The following is a 14,071-nucleotide window of genomic DNA, read 5'->3' as shown; positions in this document are numbered from 1 at the left end:
ATATTACCTTGTCAATTTTATGCCCGCGTTTGTAAGTGCGGTTCTGAGTTTCGCTGTTCCTTCCTCCGTCATGGGCACAAGGGGAAGCCTGATCTCATCACCCGCAAGCCCCATAAGATACAGAGCCTTTTTAACGGGTATGGGGTTTGTTTCAAGGAAAAGAGCCTTGAACACGGGGAGCAGCTTGTAGTGGAGCTTTCTTGCAGTCTCCATGTCCCCTTTCTCAAAAGAGTCCCACATATCGCCCATATCTTTCGCCACAACATTTGTGGAGGCGGAGATCACTCCCTTTGCGCCTATGCAGTAAAGGGGATAGGTGAGTGAATCCTCGCCGCTGAGAAGCGCGAATGAGGAATCTGTTCCGGCGATAATTTCACCCGCCTGATCCATTGAACCGCTGGCTTCCTTGATGCCGACGATATTGTCGACTTTTGAAAGCCTGATAACAGTCTGCGGAAGCACGTTAACGGCGGTTCTGCCGGGAACATTGTAAAGCAGAAGAGGAATCTTCACGGACTCGGCTATAGCTTTAAAGTGCTGATAAAGCCCTTCCTGCGTGGGTTTATTATAGTACGGGGTGATAACAAGCGCTCCGTCGGCGCCCGCCTTCTGCGCGTGCTGCGTGAGAAATATCGACTCATGAGTGCTGTTTGAGCCTGAGCCCGCAACAACAGGAACACGTTTCTTCACCTGATCTATGACTATTTCAATTACTCTGCAATGCTCTTCATAAGTGAGTGTGGCTGATTCGCCTGTGGTTCCGCAGGGGACAACACCGTCCGTGCCGCTCTCTATCTGGAACTCAATAAGGTTTCTTAAACTTTCCTCATCAACCTTTCCGTTTTTCATGGGGGTCGCTATAGCTACAAAGCTGCCTCTGAACATCTATTCCCTCCGTTCATCAGTACATATAGGATTCTTCGGTGAACTCTCCGGTGTAAATCACCCTTGCCTCGCCCTCAAGGAACACCTTTTCGTCGCTTTCGATGTGTACCATGAGGTCTGTTCCGCCCATAGTGCGGAGAGTTACCGGACTTTTCGCAATGCCGTCCTTAACGGCGCATATGGCGCAGGCAACTGAGCCTGTGCCGCAGGCGAGGGTTTCGTTCTCCACGCCTCTTTCGTATGTTCTTATCTTAAATGAGCTTTCGCCCGTTTTGGCATAAACGTTGAAGTTTGTTCCCTTCGGCGCGAAGTAATCATGGTAGCGCACCGCTCTGCCTGTATTGAAAACATCAAAGGTGTCAATATCATCTGTGAGGATAACGGCATGGGGGACTCCGGTGTTGATGAAGGACAGCTCCCGTTTGCTGCCCGCAACGTCAAGCACTATGCCTTTTTTGTAGTCAAAAGGCTTAGTCATAAGTACCTTGACGTTAACGCTCTCCTTGATCTCCGCTTCTATAATTCCCGCAAGAGTCTTAAAGCGCATGTTTTTTCCGGCTATTCCGTTGAGAAAGGCATATCTGGCGACACATCTGGCGCCGTTTCCGCACATTTCCGCCACTGAAGCGTCTGAGTTGAAAAACTGCCATTGAAAATCCGCTTCGTCCGAATTTTCTATGTAAAAAACACCGTCAGCGCCGACGGAAAGACTCCGTGCGCATATTTTCGGTATAAACTGTCGGGGATCGAACTTATTCATTTTGCCGTCACGGTTGTCAATGATGATAAAATCGTTCCCGCTTCCGCTCATTTTCCAGAACGCAATACCCATGTTCACCTTCTGCGAGATTATAAAGATTATGGGGCACAAAATACCCCGCCATCGAATGATGCTTTGAGGTAAAAATAACACTGAGGGCTTTTTTTGTCAAAATAACATTTGGAATTTATTCTGCCTCTGCACGGGCGGAGAGAAAATTTTCTATTTCATCCTCAATATAATGCCTTAGCTTCGGACAGCCTTCGGCAACTTCGGGGGAGAGTGTCATATCCATCTGGATGGATTTAACCTGAATACCGTAAAGAACAACCTCCGGCGGGCGGTATCCGGCAAGCTCGGCGGTGAGCAGCAGATCCTTCATCCCCATCTGGTGGGGTGAAAGTTTACTCTCGAAAACAGGGGCAACATCCTCACCCTCTATCTTAACCACAGTTCCGGCAGGTAAATTCAAATCCACCGCATCTGCAAGCACAAGTCTGTCCGCCCATTCCACAAGAGGAAGCAGATCAAGACCGAGGGTTCCTCCCTCTATCACACGGAGATTCTCATCCGCATCCGCGTACTTCTCCTCCAGACTGCGGACGACAAGCGCACCCGCAGCATCGTCATTCATAAGCACGTTGCCGATTCCCAGAACAAGAAGCCTCATTAAACCACCGTTAATAATTAGTAGAGTCCTTCGCTCCCGTTTGCAGTACCCAAAACAGCGTCACCGCAAGGAGCGTAAGCGACGCGGCAGTCTGCAATTATTTGCAGCAAACAAAGGGAGCCCCGAAGAGCCCCCCGTTTCTTTTACAGTATCTGAACCTTGCTTTTCAGTTCGTTCTTTTCATCATACACATGCACTGCGCATGCGAGGCACGGATCGTACGAGTGTATGGTTCTGAGAATTTCAAGAGGTCTTTCAGGATCCGCTATTGGAGTTCCGATGAGAGCTTCCTCATATGGGCTTCTCACACCCTTGTCATCTCGGGGAGCAGCGTTCCATGTTGAGGGGACAACAGCCTGATAATTCTTGATCTCCTTGTTCTGGATAACTATCCAGTGACCGAGAGCGCCTCTGGGAGCTTCGTGCCAGCCGTAACCCTGAGCCTGCACAGGCCATGTGGTGGGATCCCACTTGGAGTTATCCTGTATGGCGTAGTCGCCTGTATTGATATTAGCGGCGAGAGCCATAAGCCATGTTTCCATTTTTCCTGCAACTACAAGTGTTTCCACTGCTCTTGCGGCTGTTCTGCCAAGGGTTGAGAACAGAACTTCCGGACCCACCCCGAGCGTGGTAAGTACATAGTTTACCGCATCCTGAACCTCTTTATGACCTGAGGCGTAGGCTACAAGCATCCTTGACAGAGGACCGACCTCCATGGGAGCGCCTTCATATCTGGGCGATTTCACGAAGGAGTATTTCTGCTCAACGTCGAGAAATTCATAGGGAGGCTTGGGACCTGTATATTTCTGATCGGTTGCGCCTTCCCACGGGTGTCTGGGACCCGTGTCCTTATACCATGAGTGAACAACATCCTCAGTTATTTTCGTATGGTCAACGGGATGAACTGTTGAAAGATCACCGTTTTTAATTATTCCGGCGGGAAGCCAGAGGTTATTGGGATAACCCTCCCTTCCGTCGGGAAATTCGCCGTAGGACATATAGTTGCCGGAGGTTTTGCCTATTGCCGCCCAGTCAAGGTAGAAGGGGGCAACCGCTATGATGTCCGGAACATATACCTTTTCCACGAACTCTTTCGCTATTTTGTTGCATTCCATGATCATTGCTATCTTGTCGGCGTTGATAGCGTTCTGGCTGTTCGGATCGCATGGGATGGACATGCCGCCTGTGAGGAAGGTCTGCGGGTGCGGGTTTTTGGAGCCGAGGATGGCGTGCACCTTGATTATCTCTTTCTGCACCTCAAGAGCCTGAAGATAATGGGAAGCAGCCATAAGGTTAGCCTCCGGCGGAAGCTTGTACGCGGGGTGTCCCCAGTACGCGTTGCCGAAGGGTCCGAGCCTGCCTGTTTTAGCGAAGGCGGCAAGCCTCTCCTGTATGCCCCTGAAGTAGTCCGCGCTGCTGTATTTCCAGTCGGAGATCGACTCCTGAAGAGCCGCCGTCTTAACCGGATCGGCAGACAGGGCTGATACTATATCCACCCAGTCCAGAGCGTGGAGGTGATAGAAATGTATCACGTGGTCCTGCACATACTGCATCCCCATGATAACGTTTCTGATCATCTCTGCATTGAAGGGAACCTTCATCCCCACGGCGTTTTCCACAGCCCTGATGGAGGCTATGGAGTGAACTGTGGTACAGACTCCGCAGAACCTCTGGGTAATGTACCACGCGTCGCGGGGGTCACGCCCCTGAAGGATTTTCTCTATGCCGCGGAACATGGTGCTGCTTGACCACGCGTCGGTTATGACGCCGTTTTCTACCTTTGCCTCTATTCTTAAATGCCCCTCAATTCTGGTAATGGGGTCAACGACAATTCTGTCAGCCATTTAAACACCTCGCCTACTTTTCTTCTTTTTCGTAGTACTCTTCTTCCACCTTTTTAACTGCACCACGGTTGCGGATGACGCTCACCACGCCGTGAACGGCAAAGAACGCCGTAGCCACGCCCACAAGCTTCAGACCGATGCTTGTAGCGCTGGATTCCACGCCGAAGCCCGGAACTTCGGGCAGTCTTCTGTAGAACGGGCTCATAGTGTCTATGAAGCCGGGTTCGGAGCAGCCCACACAGCCGTGACCTGCCATAACAGGCCAGCTCAGACCGTCATTCCAGCGGAGAGTGGGGCAGTTGTGCCATGTCTGCGGACCTTTGCAGCCCATTTTATAGAGACACCAGCCCTGCCTGTGCGCTTCGTCGCCCCATTTTTCCACATACTGACCGGCGTCAAAGTGACCTCTCCTTTCGCAGTTGTCGTGTATGCGCTTGCCGTGGGCAAATTTCGGACGGAGCTGATTATCAAGGGCGGGAAGAGTGCCGAAAATCAGGTAATGTACGATGAGGGCGGTGAGGTTGTCACAGTTCATCGGACAGCCGGGAAGATTCACAACCGGAACGCCTCTGACGAGATCGGCAACGCCCTTAGCTCCCGTGGGATTGGGGTACGCGGCGGGGATTCCGCCGAAACTGGCGCAGTTGCCCACAGCTATCACCATGGCGGCGCCTGCGGCGGCTTTTTTAAGATGGTTCACTGCGGTATCGCCCGCTATGCAGCAGTATATGCCGTCTTCATCCACGGGGATTGAGCCTTCGACTATGAGAACATATTTGCCTTTATTTTTTTCCATTGAGTCATGCTTTGCCTGCTCTGCATAATGTCCGGCGGCTGCCATGAGCACCTCGGCATAATCAAGAGAGATCACGTCAAGCACGAGATCCCCCGCCTTGGGACGCCCTGAACGGAGCAGTGATTCGGAATCGCCCGAGCAGCTCTGAAACTCAAGCCAGATAACAGGCGGACGGTTGTCGTCCTCCAGAGCCTCGGCAACTTTGGGAGCCATAGCCGGCGGAAGAGCCAGCGTAGCGCTCACGGCTGTACAGAATTTCAGAAAGTCCCTTCTGCTGACGCCCAGCAGTTCCAGTTTCTCACGCAGTCCCATGAACAGTACCTCCATTCAGGATAAACATATCCTTTAAAAACTCATAAACCGGCATATTCTGATATTACCAAGCATATTGTTTTGTCCTAAAACATTTTTCTGATATTCGGCAGTTAACGTTACGCATCGTTTCATAAGCGCACAAAAACAGGCTGCCGGAAACCGGACGCCCACTCAAAAAAGCGCTGATAACAAGAGCATAAGCCACACATGCCTGACCCTCTCTTTACTGCAAGATTATCACCATACGCTCACAAGATCAACTCTAACAGTGTTATAAACCATTTTTGTTTAAACATTTTTGGTAATACGAAAATAAAAAAACGTGTGACGCAGCATCACGTATGTTCATAAATTATTGAAGTGAATAATCAATAAACTGTTCGGGTTTGAAATTCCGTATTTTTGGACTATATTGTTCCTTTACGGAGAATACATATGGCAGGAAGATACATTTTCGGTCCGGTTCCCTCAAGAAGACTCGGACGTTCACTGGGCATAGACATAATACCCTCAAAAATATGCAGCCTTGACTGCGTTTACTGTGAGGTAGGCAAAACCACAGAGCTTTCCTGCGGGCGTGAGAAATACTTCAATACGGATGATATTATTGATGAATTCCGCAGAGAATACGTCAAAGAACAAAACTCTCTGGATGTGCTAACTGTGACTGGTTCAGGGGAACCGACACTGAATAAAAATCTCGCCGAAATAGCCGGCAGAATAAAGGAAATATCATCGCATCCGCTGGCGATCCTCACCAACAGCACAACAATCACCGATCCTGATGTGCGTGAGGCACTGATGCTTTTCGATATAGTCGTTCCCAGTCTTGACGCTGCTACTGACAGAGCATTTCAGGCAGTAAACAGACCGGCGCCGGAGCTTGACATTAATGAAATCAACAGAGCCTTAGCGGACTTCACCCACAGTTTCAGCGGAAAAATTTATCTCGAAGTTCTTCTGGTAAAAGGGATAAACAACACAAAGGAAGAGATGGCCGCCATAGCAGAAGTGATAAAACAGTGCAGATACGACATGGTACAGGTGAACACAGTGTTCCGCCCGCCCGCATATTCCGGCACAAGAGGGCTTAATGAAGAAGAGCTCATAGACGCATTCCTCTTTTTCAAAGACTTCGGAATAAATGTGGAGCCTGTCGGCAACTTCGTTAAGGCTCTCAGCAAGGGAGCGGATGAAAACCTGCCGGAGAGGATAGCCGCTCTCCTCAGAATGCGCCCCTGCACGGTTAGGGAGATATGCGCCGTCTTCGGTTCGGAAGAAACAGCGGTCTCAGATATAATAGAAGATATGCTGGAATCAGGGCTGATTGAAGAGAAGATTTTCGGAACTGAACACTTTTATTTCGGCAAAGCATTGTAACTCTTTGGTATTGATACAGCCCTCAGGGAAACTTTTTAGGAACAAAGTTTCCCTGAAACCCTTCAAAAACTCACCTGATCCGCAGAGAAAGCATAGGCTTGTATTTTAGAAGTTACAAAGAACCAGTTTCTTGGGAAAGGTTCTCTCAGGATTAAGAAGTAAAAAATATTATGAGCTTATCAGACTTCGATAACACCGAACCTGTGTCCGGTGATGCTTCTGCCGCCGTCTGGAGTCACGACAAAGGTGTTCTCCACGCCGACCATGCCAAGTCCCGCTATGCCTCTTTTGGGCTCAACAGCGAGAACCATATTCTCCTCAATAGGTTCCTCAAACCCTTCGGCAAGAACAGGGTACTGGTCTATATGCAGACCGATTCCGTGACCGAGAAACTTGACCTTCCCCACTCCGAACCCGTTGTACTCCCTGAGAAATTCCTCGCCGACGCCTTCAATGTGCCTCCTGAAAACCTCAGAAGGCAATGCGCCCGGCTTGAGCATGGCAGCCGCTTTATTCTGCATACTCACGCAGACCTCATGAAACTCCATAGCCTGAGCGGGAAGACTGCCTATAGTGTAGATGCAGGTTTTATCAGTGTGATAGCCGCCAACGTTGCAGCCTATATCCACAAACACGGGTGAATGCTTTTTGAGCTTTATATGATGATTGCCGAACAAAGGCACTGCGGGGTGCAGCCCCCTGATTCCGCCCGGGCCGTCGAATGTGTTGAAATACAGAGCGCTCTCACCGAAGCAGAAGAGACCCAGATGAAGCTCGCTTCCGAAGCCTCCGGTTCTCGTCACGGCGTGGTGTCCTCTTCTCAGCATCTCTCCCTGAACAAGGGCGCCGAGTTCAACTTCGCTCATCCCTTCCCGCAGAACCGACGGAATAAACTCCTCCAGAACGCCTCTGTGTATCTCGCCGCAGGCTTCCATGAGTTCAAGCTCAGCCGCGGATTTCACTGCCATTGCCTTGGCTACTGCGAGGTCAGCGGACTTCACCTTCTCAAAGGTGAAATATTTGCCGAAACGCTCAAAGTGGGCGAGGGGGATCTTCTCCATATCACAGTAAAGAGTTCCGCCGCTTTCAAGCTTAAGCTCCTTAAAACTCTTGAAGGGTATAATTTCAGGAAATGCCGATTCCTCCACAGCCCTTTCAAAGCTGCGGCGCACATAAAAAACGGCGGCTCCGTCACGGGGGACAACAAGCACGCCGTTCTGCAAAGTTCCGGTGAAATAGTAATTGTTTATTCTGTCCATGAGGACTGCTTTTTCCCAGCCCGCATCCTGCTTAGTGAGGTTAGTTCTGAATTTTTCCAGCCTGTGAGCAAGTTCTTCGGGCGTAAATGTCATTAAAGCAGTTCCTCCAAAGATATATTCTTTGTTTTCAGCAGGTTTCTCAGCTTGCTGAGCACCCGTTTCTCTATCTGGCGCACTCTCTCACGGGTTATGCCCAGATCAGCGCCGATCGCCTCAAGGGTCTCGGGATCGTTCCCGCTGAGCCCGTAACGGCGGATTATTATCTCTCTCTCATTGTCGCTTAAAAATGTGAGCCATTTGAAGATCGTGTCCTTTTTGCTCTCGGACTCTATCTTCATATACGGATCGAGGTATTTTTCATCATCAGCTATAAATTCGTGCAGGGTGCTGCTTTCGTCACCGCCGACGGGCATATCCAGCGAAGTGTCCTGCTTGATCGCGTCAAAAACCTTTTTCAGGGCGGAAAGCGGCATCTTCGCCGCCGTTGATATTTCCAGAATTGACGGTTCCCGCCCGAACTTCTGCTGGAGATCCGCCTGAACCTTAAGCACCTTGCTGATATTCTCCGACATGTGCACGGGAATGCGCACCATGCGGCACTGGTTTATGATGGCGCGCTCAATAGCCTGACGGATCCACCACGTGGCGTATGTGCTGAATTTGAAGCCCTTGGTGTAGTCAAATTTCTCAACAGCTTTCAGAAGACCGATGTTCCCTTCCTCAACAAGATCCACAAGGTTCATGCCTCTGTTGATATATTTTTTTGCGATGGAAACCACAAGACGCAGATTGCACTTGATCATCATCTCCTTCGCCGCCCTGTCAGACTGCTCGATCCCTTTGGCGAGATCAACTTCCTCCTCTCTGGTGAGGACAGGATAACGGGAGATTTCATTGAGATATATTTTGAAAACTTCCAGATCTTCGGAGTTGTAGTCGGGTTTTATATCCTCGACTTCGATCTGGACCACTTCCTCTTCGATGTCGATGCTGATGTCTATTTCAACATCGGTTTCTTCATCGATTTCCGGTTCGCTTTTCTGCAGTATATCATCGTTGATCATAAACACTCCGTAAAAAAATAAAATAAAAACATGATCAATACCGTGCTGCCACGAACCTGAATAAGAATGAAGAGCCGCACACCTTTCACGATATACGGAACGTGACAATTTCCTGCCGACAGACGTCAGGCTGAGAATCAAAAAAATTGCTTTTCCTGATCAACTTCGCTTGACAAGTAATAATTTAACGCAGTTCTATTGAAATGGGAAGGGGAAAATTACCATTTGGATTAATTTGATCTGATTTGACAAATCCAAGACATGAGTTTGATAAGAAAAAGAAATTGACACCTTTTGAACGCTTGATACAGAAATACCTGACATCCCTAAGAAAATATCGTTCTATTTCCCGCACACAAAATCAACAAAGCTGCAATCTGCAATTTTACGGCGGCGGGTCTCCCCGTTTTCCTTAACGATCTCAATAATTGATCCACCAAGAGGAATCAGCATTATGCCGCCTTCCGCAAGCTGAGCGATAAGCTCCGGCGGCAGATCCTTAGCCTCAGCAGTGGCTATAATCCTGTCATACGGACCATTTTCCGCCCAGCCGAGGTTTCCGTCATCCAGTTTAAATTTGATATTGATAATCCGCATTTTGTGAATGATGCTCATTGCCCTGCGGTAAAGCTCGGGTATTCTCTCGACTGTGTAGACCCTTGCGCAGAGTCTGCTGAGGATTGCAGCCTGAAAGCCGGAGCCGCTGCCTATTTCAAGCACCCTGTGGTTTTTATCCACCTGAAGCGCCTTGGTCATGAGGGCAACCGTTGAGGGCTTGGAGATTGTCTGCCCGAAGCCGATGGGCAAAGCGTCATCCGCATAAGGACGGCGGCACATTGCCTCATCAATGAACTTAGCCCGCGGAGTTGTGAGAAACGCCTCAAGAATCCGCTTGTCACTTCCGCAGGCAGGGGCGACTATATCAGTTATGAAGCTCTGAGGGATAAGATTTCTGTGCATTATTCCACTATCTGCGTGCCGATGCCGGACGTTGTGAACATTTCAAGCAGTACAGAGTGCTGCACACGCCCGTCTATGATGTGCGCCTTTTTCACACCGCCTCTCACAGCTTCCGCAGCGCAGTCCACCTTGGGGATCATCCCCCCTGTGACAACTTCATCCAGCTTCATTTTATCCACATCATCAAGGTGTATGGTGGAGATGCGTTTTTTCTCCTTATCCATGACATACGGCACATCAGTGAGAAGAACCAGCTTCTCCGCCTTAAGCGCGGCGGCTATGCTGCCCGCCACAAGATCGGCGTTTATGTTGTACGCCTCGTAATCATCGCCCACACCAACGGGGGCTATAACGGGGATATAGCTGTCAGCGAGCTTTTCAAGCACGCCGACATTAACACTTTTCACCCTGCCCACATGACCGAGATCGATTATCTCCGGCGTTCTGATGAATGCCGGATCATCCTCAAGGCGGAGTTTCTCGGCGCGGATAAGGTTTCCGTCCTTGCCGGAAAGACCTATGGCGACACCGCCGTTTTTATTTATCAGTCTCACTATATCTTTATTTATTTTGCCCGCCAGAACCATTTCCACAACATTCATAGTTTCTGCGTCCGTAATACGCATCCCTGAAACGAACTCAGTTTTTATATTCAGCTTCTTCAGCATATCCCCTATCTGGGGACCGCCGCCGTGGACTATTATGGGACGTATGCCTATGTACTTCATCAGCACTATATCATTGGCGAAGCTGAGCTTAAGCTCCTCATCCACCATGGCGTGACCGCCGTACTTGATAACTATGGTTTTGCCGTAAAACTTCTGAATATACGGAAGCGCCTCTATGAGCACATCCGCTTTTCTAATGAGTTCTTCCATTATCTTCACTCCGGGAGAAAAATACGCAGGGAACATTCATGTATAAACCGAAAACGGAGCGGAATAAAGAAGATTTATGAGCCATACCTTTATATTGGCAACCGATACGTCTCGGGTGTAAATAATTCCCTGCTATTCCTGACTGCATTTTTCAGATTTATTCTTTCCTAAAGCTAAGAAAGCTAACTAAACCTTATCTTTTCTGTCCTAAGAAGTTGCGCAACACCCGATGCCGCTCATACGATCGTTTAATGAGAAAATATATTACTTTATAGAGCTTATCTAATTGTTTTTATTGACATATATACGGCACAGAAATTATAAAAACTATATGTATAGGAGGTTAATATGAACTTACGTTATTTTCTGCTTATCTTTACAGTATTATCAGGGTTCATGCTTTCGGGGTGCGTAGGAACGGTCGCAAGCCTGACTGCCAGCGCCACTCAGTCAGCAATCAGAAACATCGAATTTGAAGATGTTGACGTAAAAGCCAACATAGCGCAGGGAATCACACCCGAACAGCTTGCAGAAGTGAAATACGTGGCTGTCATGCTGAGAGAGCGCAAGCAGAGCAGCAACAATGACCCTGCTATGAGAGCGAATGCTTTGATGTCAGTATTTCAGGGTTCAGGCAATGAAGATACCATGACAATCTTTGCAGATTCTTTTTCCACGGAACTTATGAGTCTTGGGTATAAAGTCATGGAAAGAGATCAGCTCAGCCTGATCATGTCTGAAAAAGGTCTGGAAGCAGCAGGAGTCGCAGAGAATGAAATGTCTAGTCTTTCTTCTTTGAGAGGTGTCGATGCTCTTGTTATCCTCAACGCCCAAACAACAAATAAAACAAAATACAGTATGTTCGGCGGAGCCAAACTCAATTCTGTCATAAAAACAGCAACCGCGAGAGTAATAAGTGTCCAAAGCGGTGAGATGATTATGACAGTGAATCTTGATTACAAAAACGGTCAGGATTCAGGAAGTGCTGCACAGACAATGGCTAAAGCTCTTAAAATCAAGCTTCACGGCGAAGAAACTGAAGCAACCGCTCAAAATTAAACTTTTTCGCAGTGTCAGGTCACTATTCAGGAAAAGCCTCCGTATTTAAGGAGGCTTTATAATCTTATTCCACCGTGACTGATTTCGCCAGATTTCTCGGCTGATCCACATCAAGCCCGAGAAGATTGGCGCAGTGGTATGCGAATATCTGTGTAGCCGTAACCGTGAGGAAGACAGAAAGCTCCTCCGGCACATCGGGCACTTCGATGATGTGATCCGCCTTGCCCGCAAGCTCGGTATCGCCTTCGGTAACAATGGCTATGACTATGCCGTCTCTGGCTTTGACCTCCTCTACATTTGAGGCGGTTTTGTCATAAACAGAGCCCTTAACCGCTATAACAAATACCGGCAGCTCACTGTCTATGAGAGCAATGGGACCGTGCTTCATTTCTCCTGCGGGGTATCCCTCGGCGTGGATGTACGAGATCTCCTTGAGCTTAAGCGCACCTTCCAGAGCTATAGGGTAGTTGACGTTTCTGCCCAGATAAAGGAAGTCGGAAGCGTCCTTATATTTCTTTGCGAGATCTTCGATCTCACCGTCCAGCCTGAGAACATGCTCAAGCTTATCAGGGATGCCCACAAGCTCCTTGAGAAATTCTCTGCTCTCTCCGGCGCTCATTGTCTCCCTCTGCCTGCCGAGATACATGGCAAACAGAAACAGGCTCGCCACCTGAGTGGTAAAAGCCTTTGTGGAGGCAACGCCTATCTCAGGTCCCGCATGTGTGTATATCACGCTGTGAGATTCCCTTGCGATGGACGAGCCCACCACGTTGCATATTGATATGACCTTAGCTCCCATCTTTTTTACCATGCGCATTGCGGAAAGCGTATCCGCAGTCTCGCCGGACTGACTGATAGCTATAAAAAGAAGCTTTTCATCGGCTATCAGATCCCGGTAGCGGTATTCGGAGGCTATATCCACCTCAACGGGGATACGGGCGAATTTTTCTATATAAAACTTGCCCACAAGCCCCGCGTGCCAGCTTGTTCCGCAGGCGACTATGACAATGCGGGTTATATCCTTGAGAGATTCCTTAAGATCCTTGGAAAGGTCGAAAAATACATCACCTGATTCAAGGCTGTATTTGCCCCTGATCGTATCTATCAACGCTCTGGGCTGCTCGTTTATTTCCTTCTGCATGAAGTGACGGTATCCCGCCTTCTCCGCCATTACAGGGTTCCAGTCTATATTTTTGGTCTCCCTGTCCACAGCGCTTCCGGCGGCATCGTATATGGTGTAGCCGTTTCTGGTTATCTCCGCCACATCGCCGTCCTCAAGGAAAACGAATGTGCGGGTATGGCTCAGCACGGCGGGAATATCGCTCGCAGCGAACATCTCTCCGCTGCCCACGCCGAGAACAAGAGGACTGTCCTTTCTGGCGACAATCACCTTATCCGGTTCTTTTTCTGAAATAACGCCGAGGGCATATGAGCCCTTCAGCTCCGCCAGCGCCGCCTGAACAGCTTTGAGCAAATCTCCTTCGTAAAGGGATTCTATAAGGTGAGCTATGACCTCCGTATCAGTCTCGGATTTGAAGCTGTAGCCTTTCTCTGTGAGTTTTTCCTTAAGCAGCAGATAGTTTTCAATTATGCCGTTATGCACAAGGGATATATTTTTTGATTTATGCGGGTGAGCGTTCTCGAAGGAAGGCTTGCCGTGTGTCGCCCAGCGTGTGTGACCTATGCCCGCAGTTGCCTTGAAATCCCTGTCCTTCACCGCTTCCTTGAGGTTAACGAGTTTTCCCACGCTGCGGGTTATCTCTATCACCCCGTCTTCAAGCAGGCAGAGACCCGCAGAGTCATACCCTCTGTATTCCAGTCTGGAAAGACCCTCCAGAAGAACGTTTGATGCCTTTGAGCTGCCTATATATCCTACGATTCCGCACATATTGTCTCCTTAAATAATAATCAGAATCTGTACATCCTGTCAGATTCTGATACACGCTCGCGCCGTTTAAAAAACGGCTTCGCTGCGCACGGCGTCGGCACATCCTGTGCCTCTTCCGCAATAATCTGAACCCGCAACATCCTGTCAGATTCTGATACACGCTCGCGCCGTTTAAAAACGGCTTCGCTGCGCACGGCGTCGGCACATCCTGTGCCTCTTCCGCAATAATCTGAACCCGCAACATTCTGTCAGATTCTGATACACGCTCGCGCCGTTTAAAAACGGCTTCGCTGCGCACGGCGTCGGCACATCC

12 protein-coding genes are annotated in these 14,071 nt (G+C 49.1%); 2 read left to right on the top strand and 10 right to left on the bottom strand.

Annotated features, from left to right (window positions below; all coding sequences use genetic code 11):
* Positions 1-3: 3 nt before the first annotated feature.
* From dapA to EP073_RS01275, 5 genes are all read right to left on the bottom strand, one after another.
* On the bottom strand, positions 4-885 hold the full coding sequence (gene dapA / locus EP073_RS01295) for a 4-hydroxy-tetrahydrodipicolinate synthase (protein ID WP_128465370.1): 882 nt from the start codon (positions 883-885) through the stop codon (positions 4-6).
* 16 nt (positions 886-901) lie between these two features.
* On the bottom strand, positions 902-1,717 hold the full coding sequence (dapF, locus tag EP073_RS01290; RefSeq protein ID WP_206617483.1) for a diaminopimelate epimerase: 816 nt from the start codon (positions 1,715-1,717) through the stop codon (positions 902-904).
* Between the two features lie 115 nt (positions 1,718-1,832).
* Positions 1,833-2,315, bottom strand: a complete 483-nt coding sequence (locus tag EP073_RS01285; RefSeq protein ID WP_128465369.1) for a HyaD/HybD family hydrogenase maturation endopeptidase — start codon at positions 2,313-2,315, stop codon at positions 1,833-1,835.
* A gap of 143 nt (positions 2,316-2,458) precedes the next feature.
* On the bottom strand, positions 2,459-4,159 hold the full coding sequence (locus EP073_RS01280) for a nickel-dependent hydrogenase large subunit (RefSeq protein ID WP_128465368.1): 1,701 nt from the start codon (positions 4,157-4,159) through the stop codon (positions 2,459-2,461).
* A 13-nt stretch (positions 4,160-4,172) separates the two neighbouring features.
* A complete protein-coding gene (locus EP073_RS01275) occupies positions 4,173-5,282 on the bottom strand; it encodes a hydrogenase small subunit (RefSeq protein ID WP_241654023.1) in 1,110 nt (369 codons plus the stop codon).
* Between the two features lie 423 nt (positions 5,283-5,705).
* On the opposite strand from EP073_RS01275, the gene EP073_RS01270 reads away from it, so the two are divergent.
* The gene (locus EP073_RS01270) at positions 5,706-6,650 is read left to right on the top strand and encodes a radical SAM protein (protein ID WP_128465367.1); all 945 of its coding nucleotides are present in this window, start codon (positions 5,706-5,708) and stop codon (positions 6,648-6,650) included.
* 179 nt (positions 6,651-6,829) lie between these two features.
* Here EP073_RS01270 and EP073_RS01265 read toward each other — a convergent pair whose 3' ends face one another.
* From EP073_RS01265 to argB, 4 genes are all read right to left on the bottom strand, one after another.
* A complete protein-coding gene (locus EP073_RS01265; protein ID WP_128465366.1) occupies positions 6,830-8,002 on the bottom strand; it encodes a M24 family metallopeptidase in 1,173 nt (390 codons plus the stop codon).
* The gene (locus EP073_RS01260) at positions 8,002-8,973 is read right to left on the bottom strand and encodes a sigma-70 family RNA polymerase sigma factor (RefSeq protein ID WP_128465365.1); all 972 of its coding nucleotides are present in this window, start codon (positions 8,971-8,973) and stop codon (positions 8,002-8,004) included. Before EP073_RS01260 ends, EP073_RS01265 begins: the two co-directional genes overlap by 1 nt.
* A gap of 342 nt (positions 8,974-9,315) precedes the next feature.
* Positions 9,316-9,933 (bottom strand): protein-L-isoaspartate(D-aspartate) O-methyltransferase, encoded by a 618-nt coding sequence (locus tag EP073_RS01255; RefSeq protein WP_128465364.1) that lies wholly within the window; start codon positions 9,931-9,933, stop codon positions 9,316-9,318.
* Complete coding sequence (gene argB, locus EP073_RS01250) at positions 9,933-10,811, bottom strand: acetylglutamate kinase (protein ID WP_128465363.1); 879 nt, start codon at positions 10,809-10,811, stop codon at positions 9,933-9,935. Before argB ends, EP073_RS01255 begins: the two co-directional genes overlap by 1 nt.
* Positions 10,812-11,159: 348 nt before the next feature.
* On the opposite strand from argB, the gene EP073_RS01245 reads away from it, so the two are divergent.
* Positions 11,160-11,870, top strand: coding sequence for a CsgG/HfaB family protein (locus EP073_RS01245; RefSeq protein ID WP_128465362.1), 711 nt, complete (start codon positions 11,160-11,162; stop codon positions 11,868-11,870).
* A 64-nt stretch (positions 11,871-11,934) separates the two neighbouring features.
* Here EP073_RS01245 and glmS read toward each other — a convergent pair whose 3' ends face one another.
* A complete protein-coding gene (glmS, locus tag EP073_RS01240) occupies positions 11,935-13,758 on the bottom strand; it encodes a glutamine--fructose-6-phosphate transaminase (isomerizing) (RefSeq protein WP_128465361.1) in 1,824 nt (607 codons plus the stop codon).
* Between the last annotated feature and the right edge of the window lie 313 nt (positions 13,759-14,071).

The organism is Geovibrio thiophilus (genome assembly GCF_004087915.1).
Taxonomy (GTDB): Bacteria; Chrysiogenota; Deferribacteres; order Deferribacterales; family Geovibrionaceae; genus Geovibrio; species Geovibrio thiophilus.
The sequence above is the reverse complement of the archived record's forward strand: the minus strand, read 5'-3'. Positions and strand labels throughout refer to the sequence as shown.

Excerpts from the sequence above, each read along its gene's own strand:
- dapA (WP_128465370.1), bottom strand. The coding sequence starts at position 885 with ATGTTCAGAGGCAGCTTTGTAGCTATAGCGACCCCCATGAAAAACGGA.
- dapF (WP_206617483.1), bottom strand. The coding sequence starts at position 1,717 with ATGGGTATTGCGTTCTGGAAAATGAGCGGAAGCGGGAACGATTTTATC.
- EP073_RS01285 (WP_128465369.1), bottom strand. The coding sequence starts at position 2,315 with ATGAGGCTTCTTGTTCTGGGAATCGGCAACGTGCTTATGAATGACGAT.
- EP073_RS01280 (WP_128465368.1), bottom strand. The coding sequence starts at position 4,159 with ATGGCTGACAGAATTGTCGTTGACCCCATTACCAGAATTGAGGGGCAT.
- EP073_RS01275 (WP_241654023.1), bottom strand. The coding sequence starts at position 5,282 with ATGGAGGTACTGTTCATGGGACTGCGTGAGAAACTGGAACTGCTGGGC.
- EP073_RS01270 (WP_128465367.1), top strand. The coding sequence starts at position 5,706 with ATGGCAGGAAGATACATTTTCGGTCCGGTTCCCTCAAGAAGACTCGGA.
- EP073_RS01265 (WP_128465366.1), bottom strand. The coding sequence starts at position 8,002 with ATGACATTTACGCCCGAAGAACTTGCTCACAGGCTGGAAAAATTCAGA.
- EP073_RS01260 (WP_128465365.1), bottom strand. The coding sequence starts at position 8,973 with ATGATCAACGATGATATACTGCAGAAAAGCGAACCGGAAATCGATGAA.
- EP073_RS01255 (WP_128465364.1), bottom strand. The coding sequence starts at position 9,933 with ATGCACAGAAATCTTATCCCTCAGAGCTTCATAACTGATATAGTCGCC.
- argB (WP_128465363.1), bottom strand. The coding sequence starts at position 10,811 with ATGGAAGAACTCATTAGAAAAGCGGATGTGCTCATAGAGGCGCTTCCG.
- EP073_RS01245 (WP_128465362.1), top strand. The coding sequence starts at position 11,160 with ATGAACTTACGTTATTTTCTGCTTATCTTTACAGTATTATCAGGGTTC.
- glmS (WP_128465361.1), bottom strand. The coding sequence starts at position 13,758 with ATGTGCGGAATCGTAGGATATATAGGCAGCTCAAAGGCATCAAACGTT.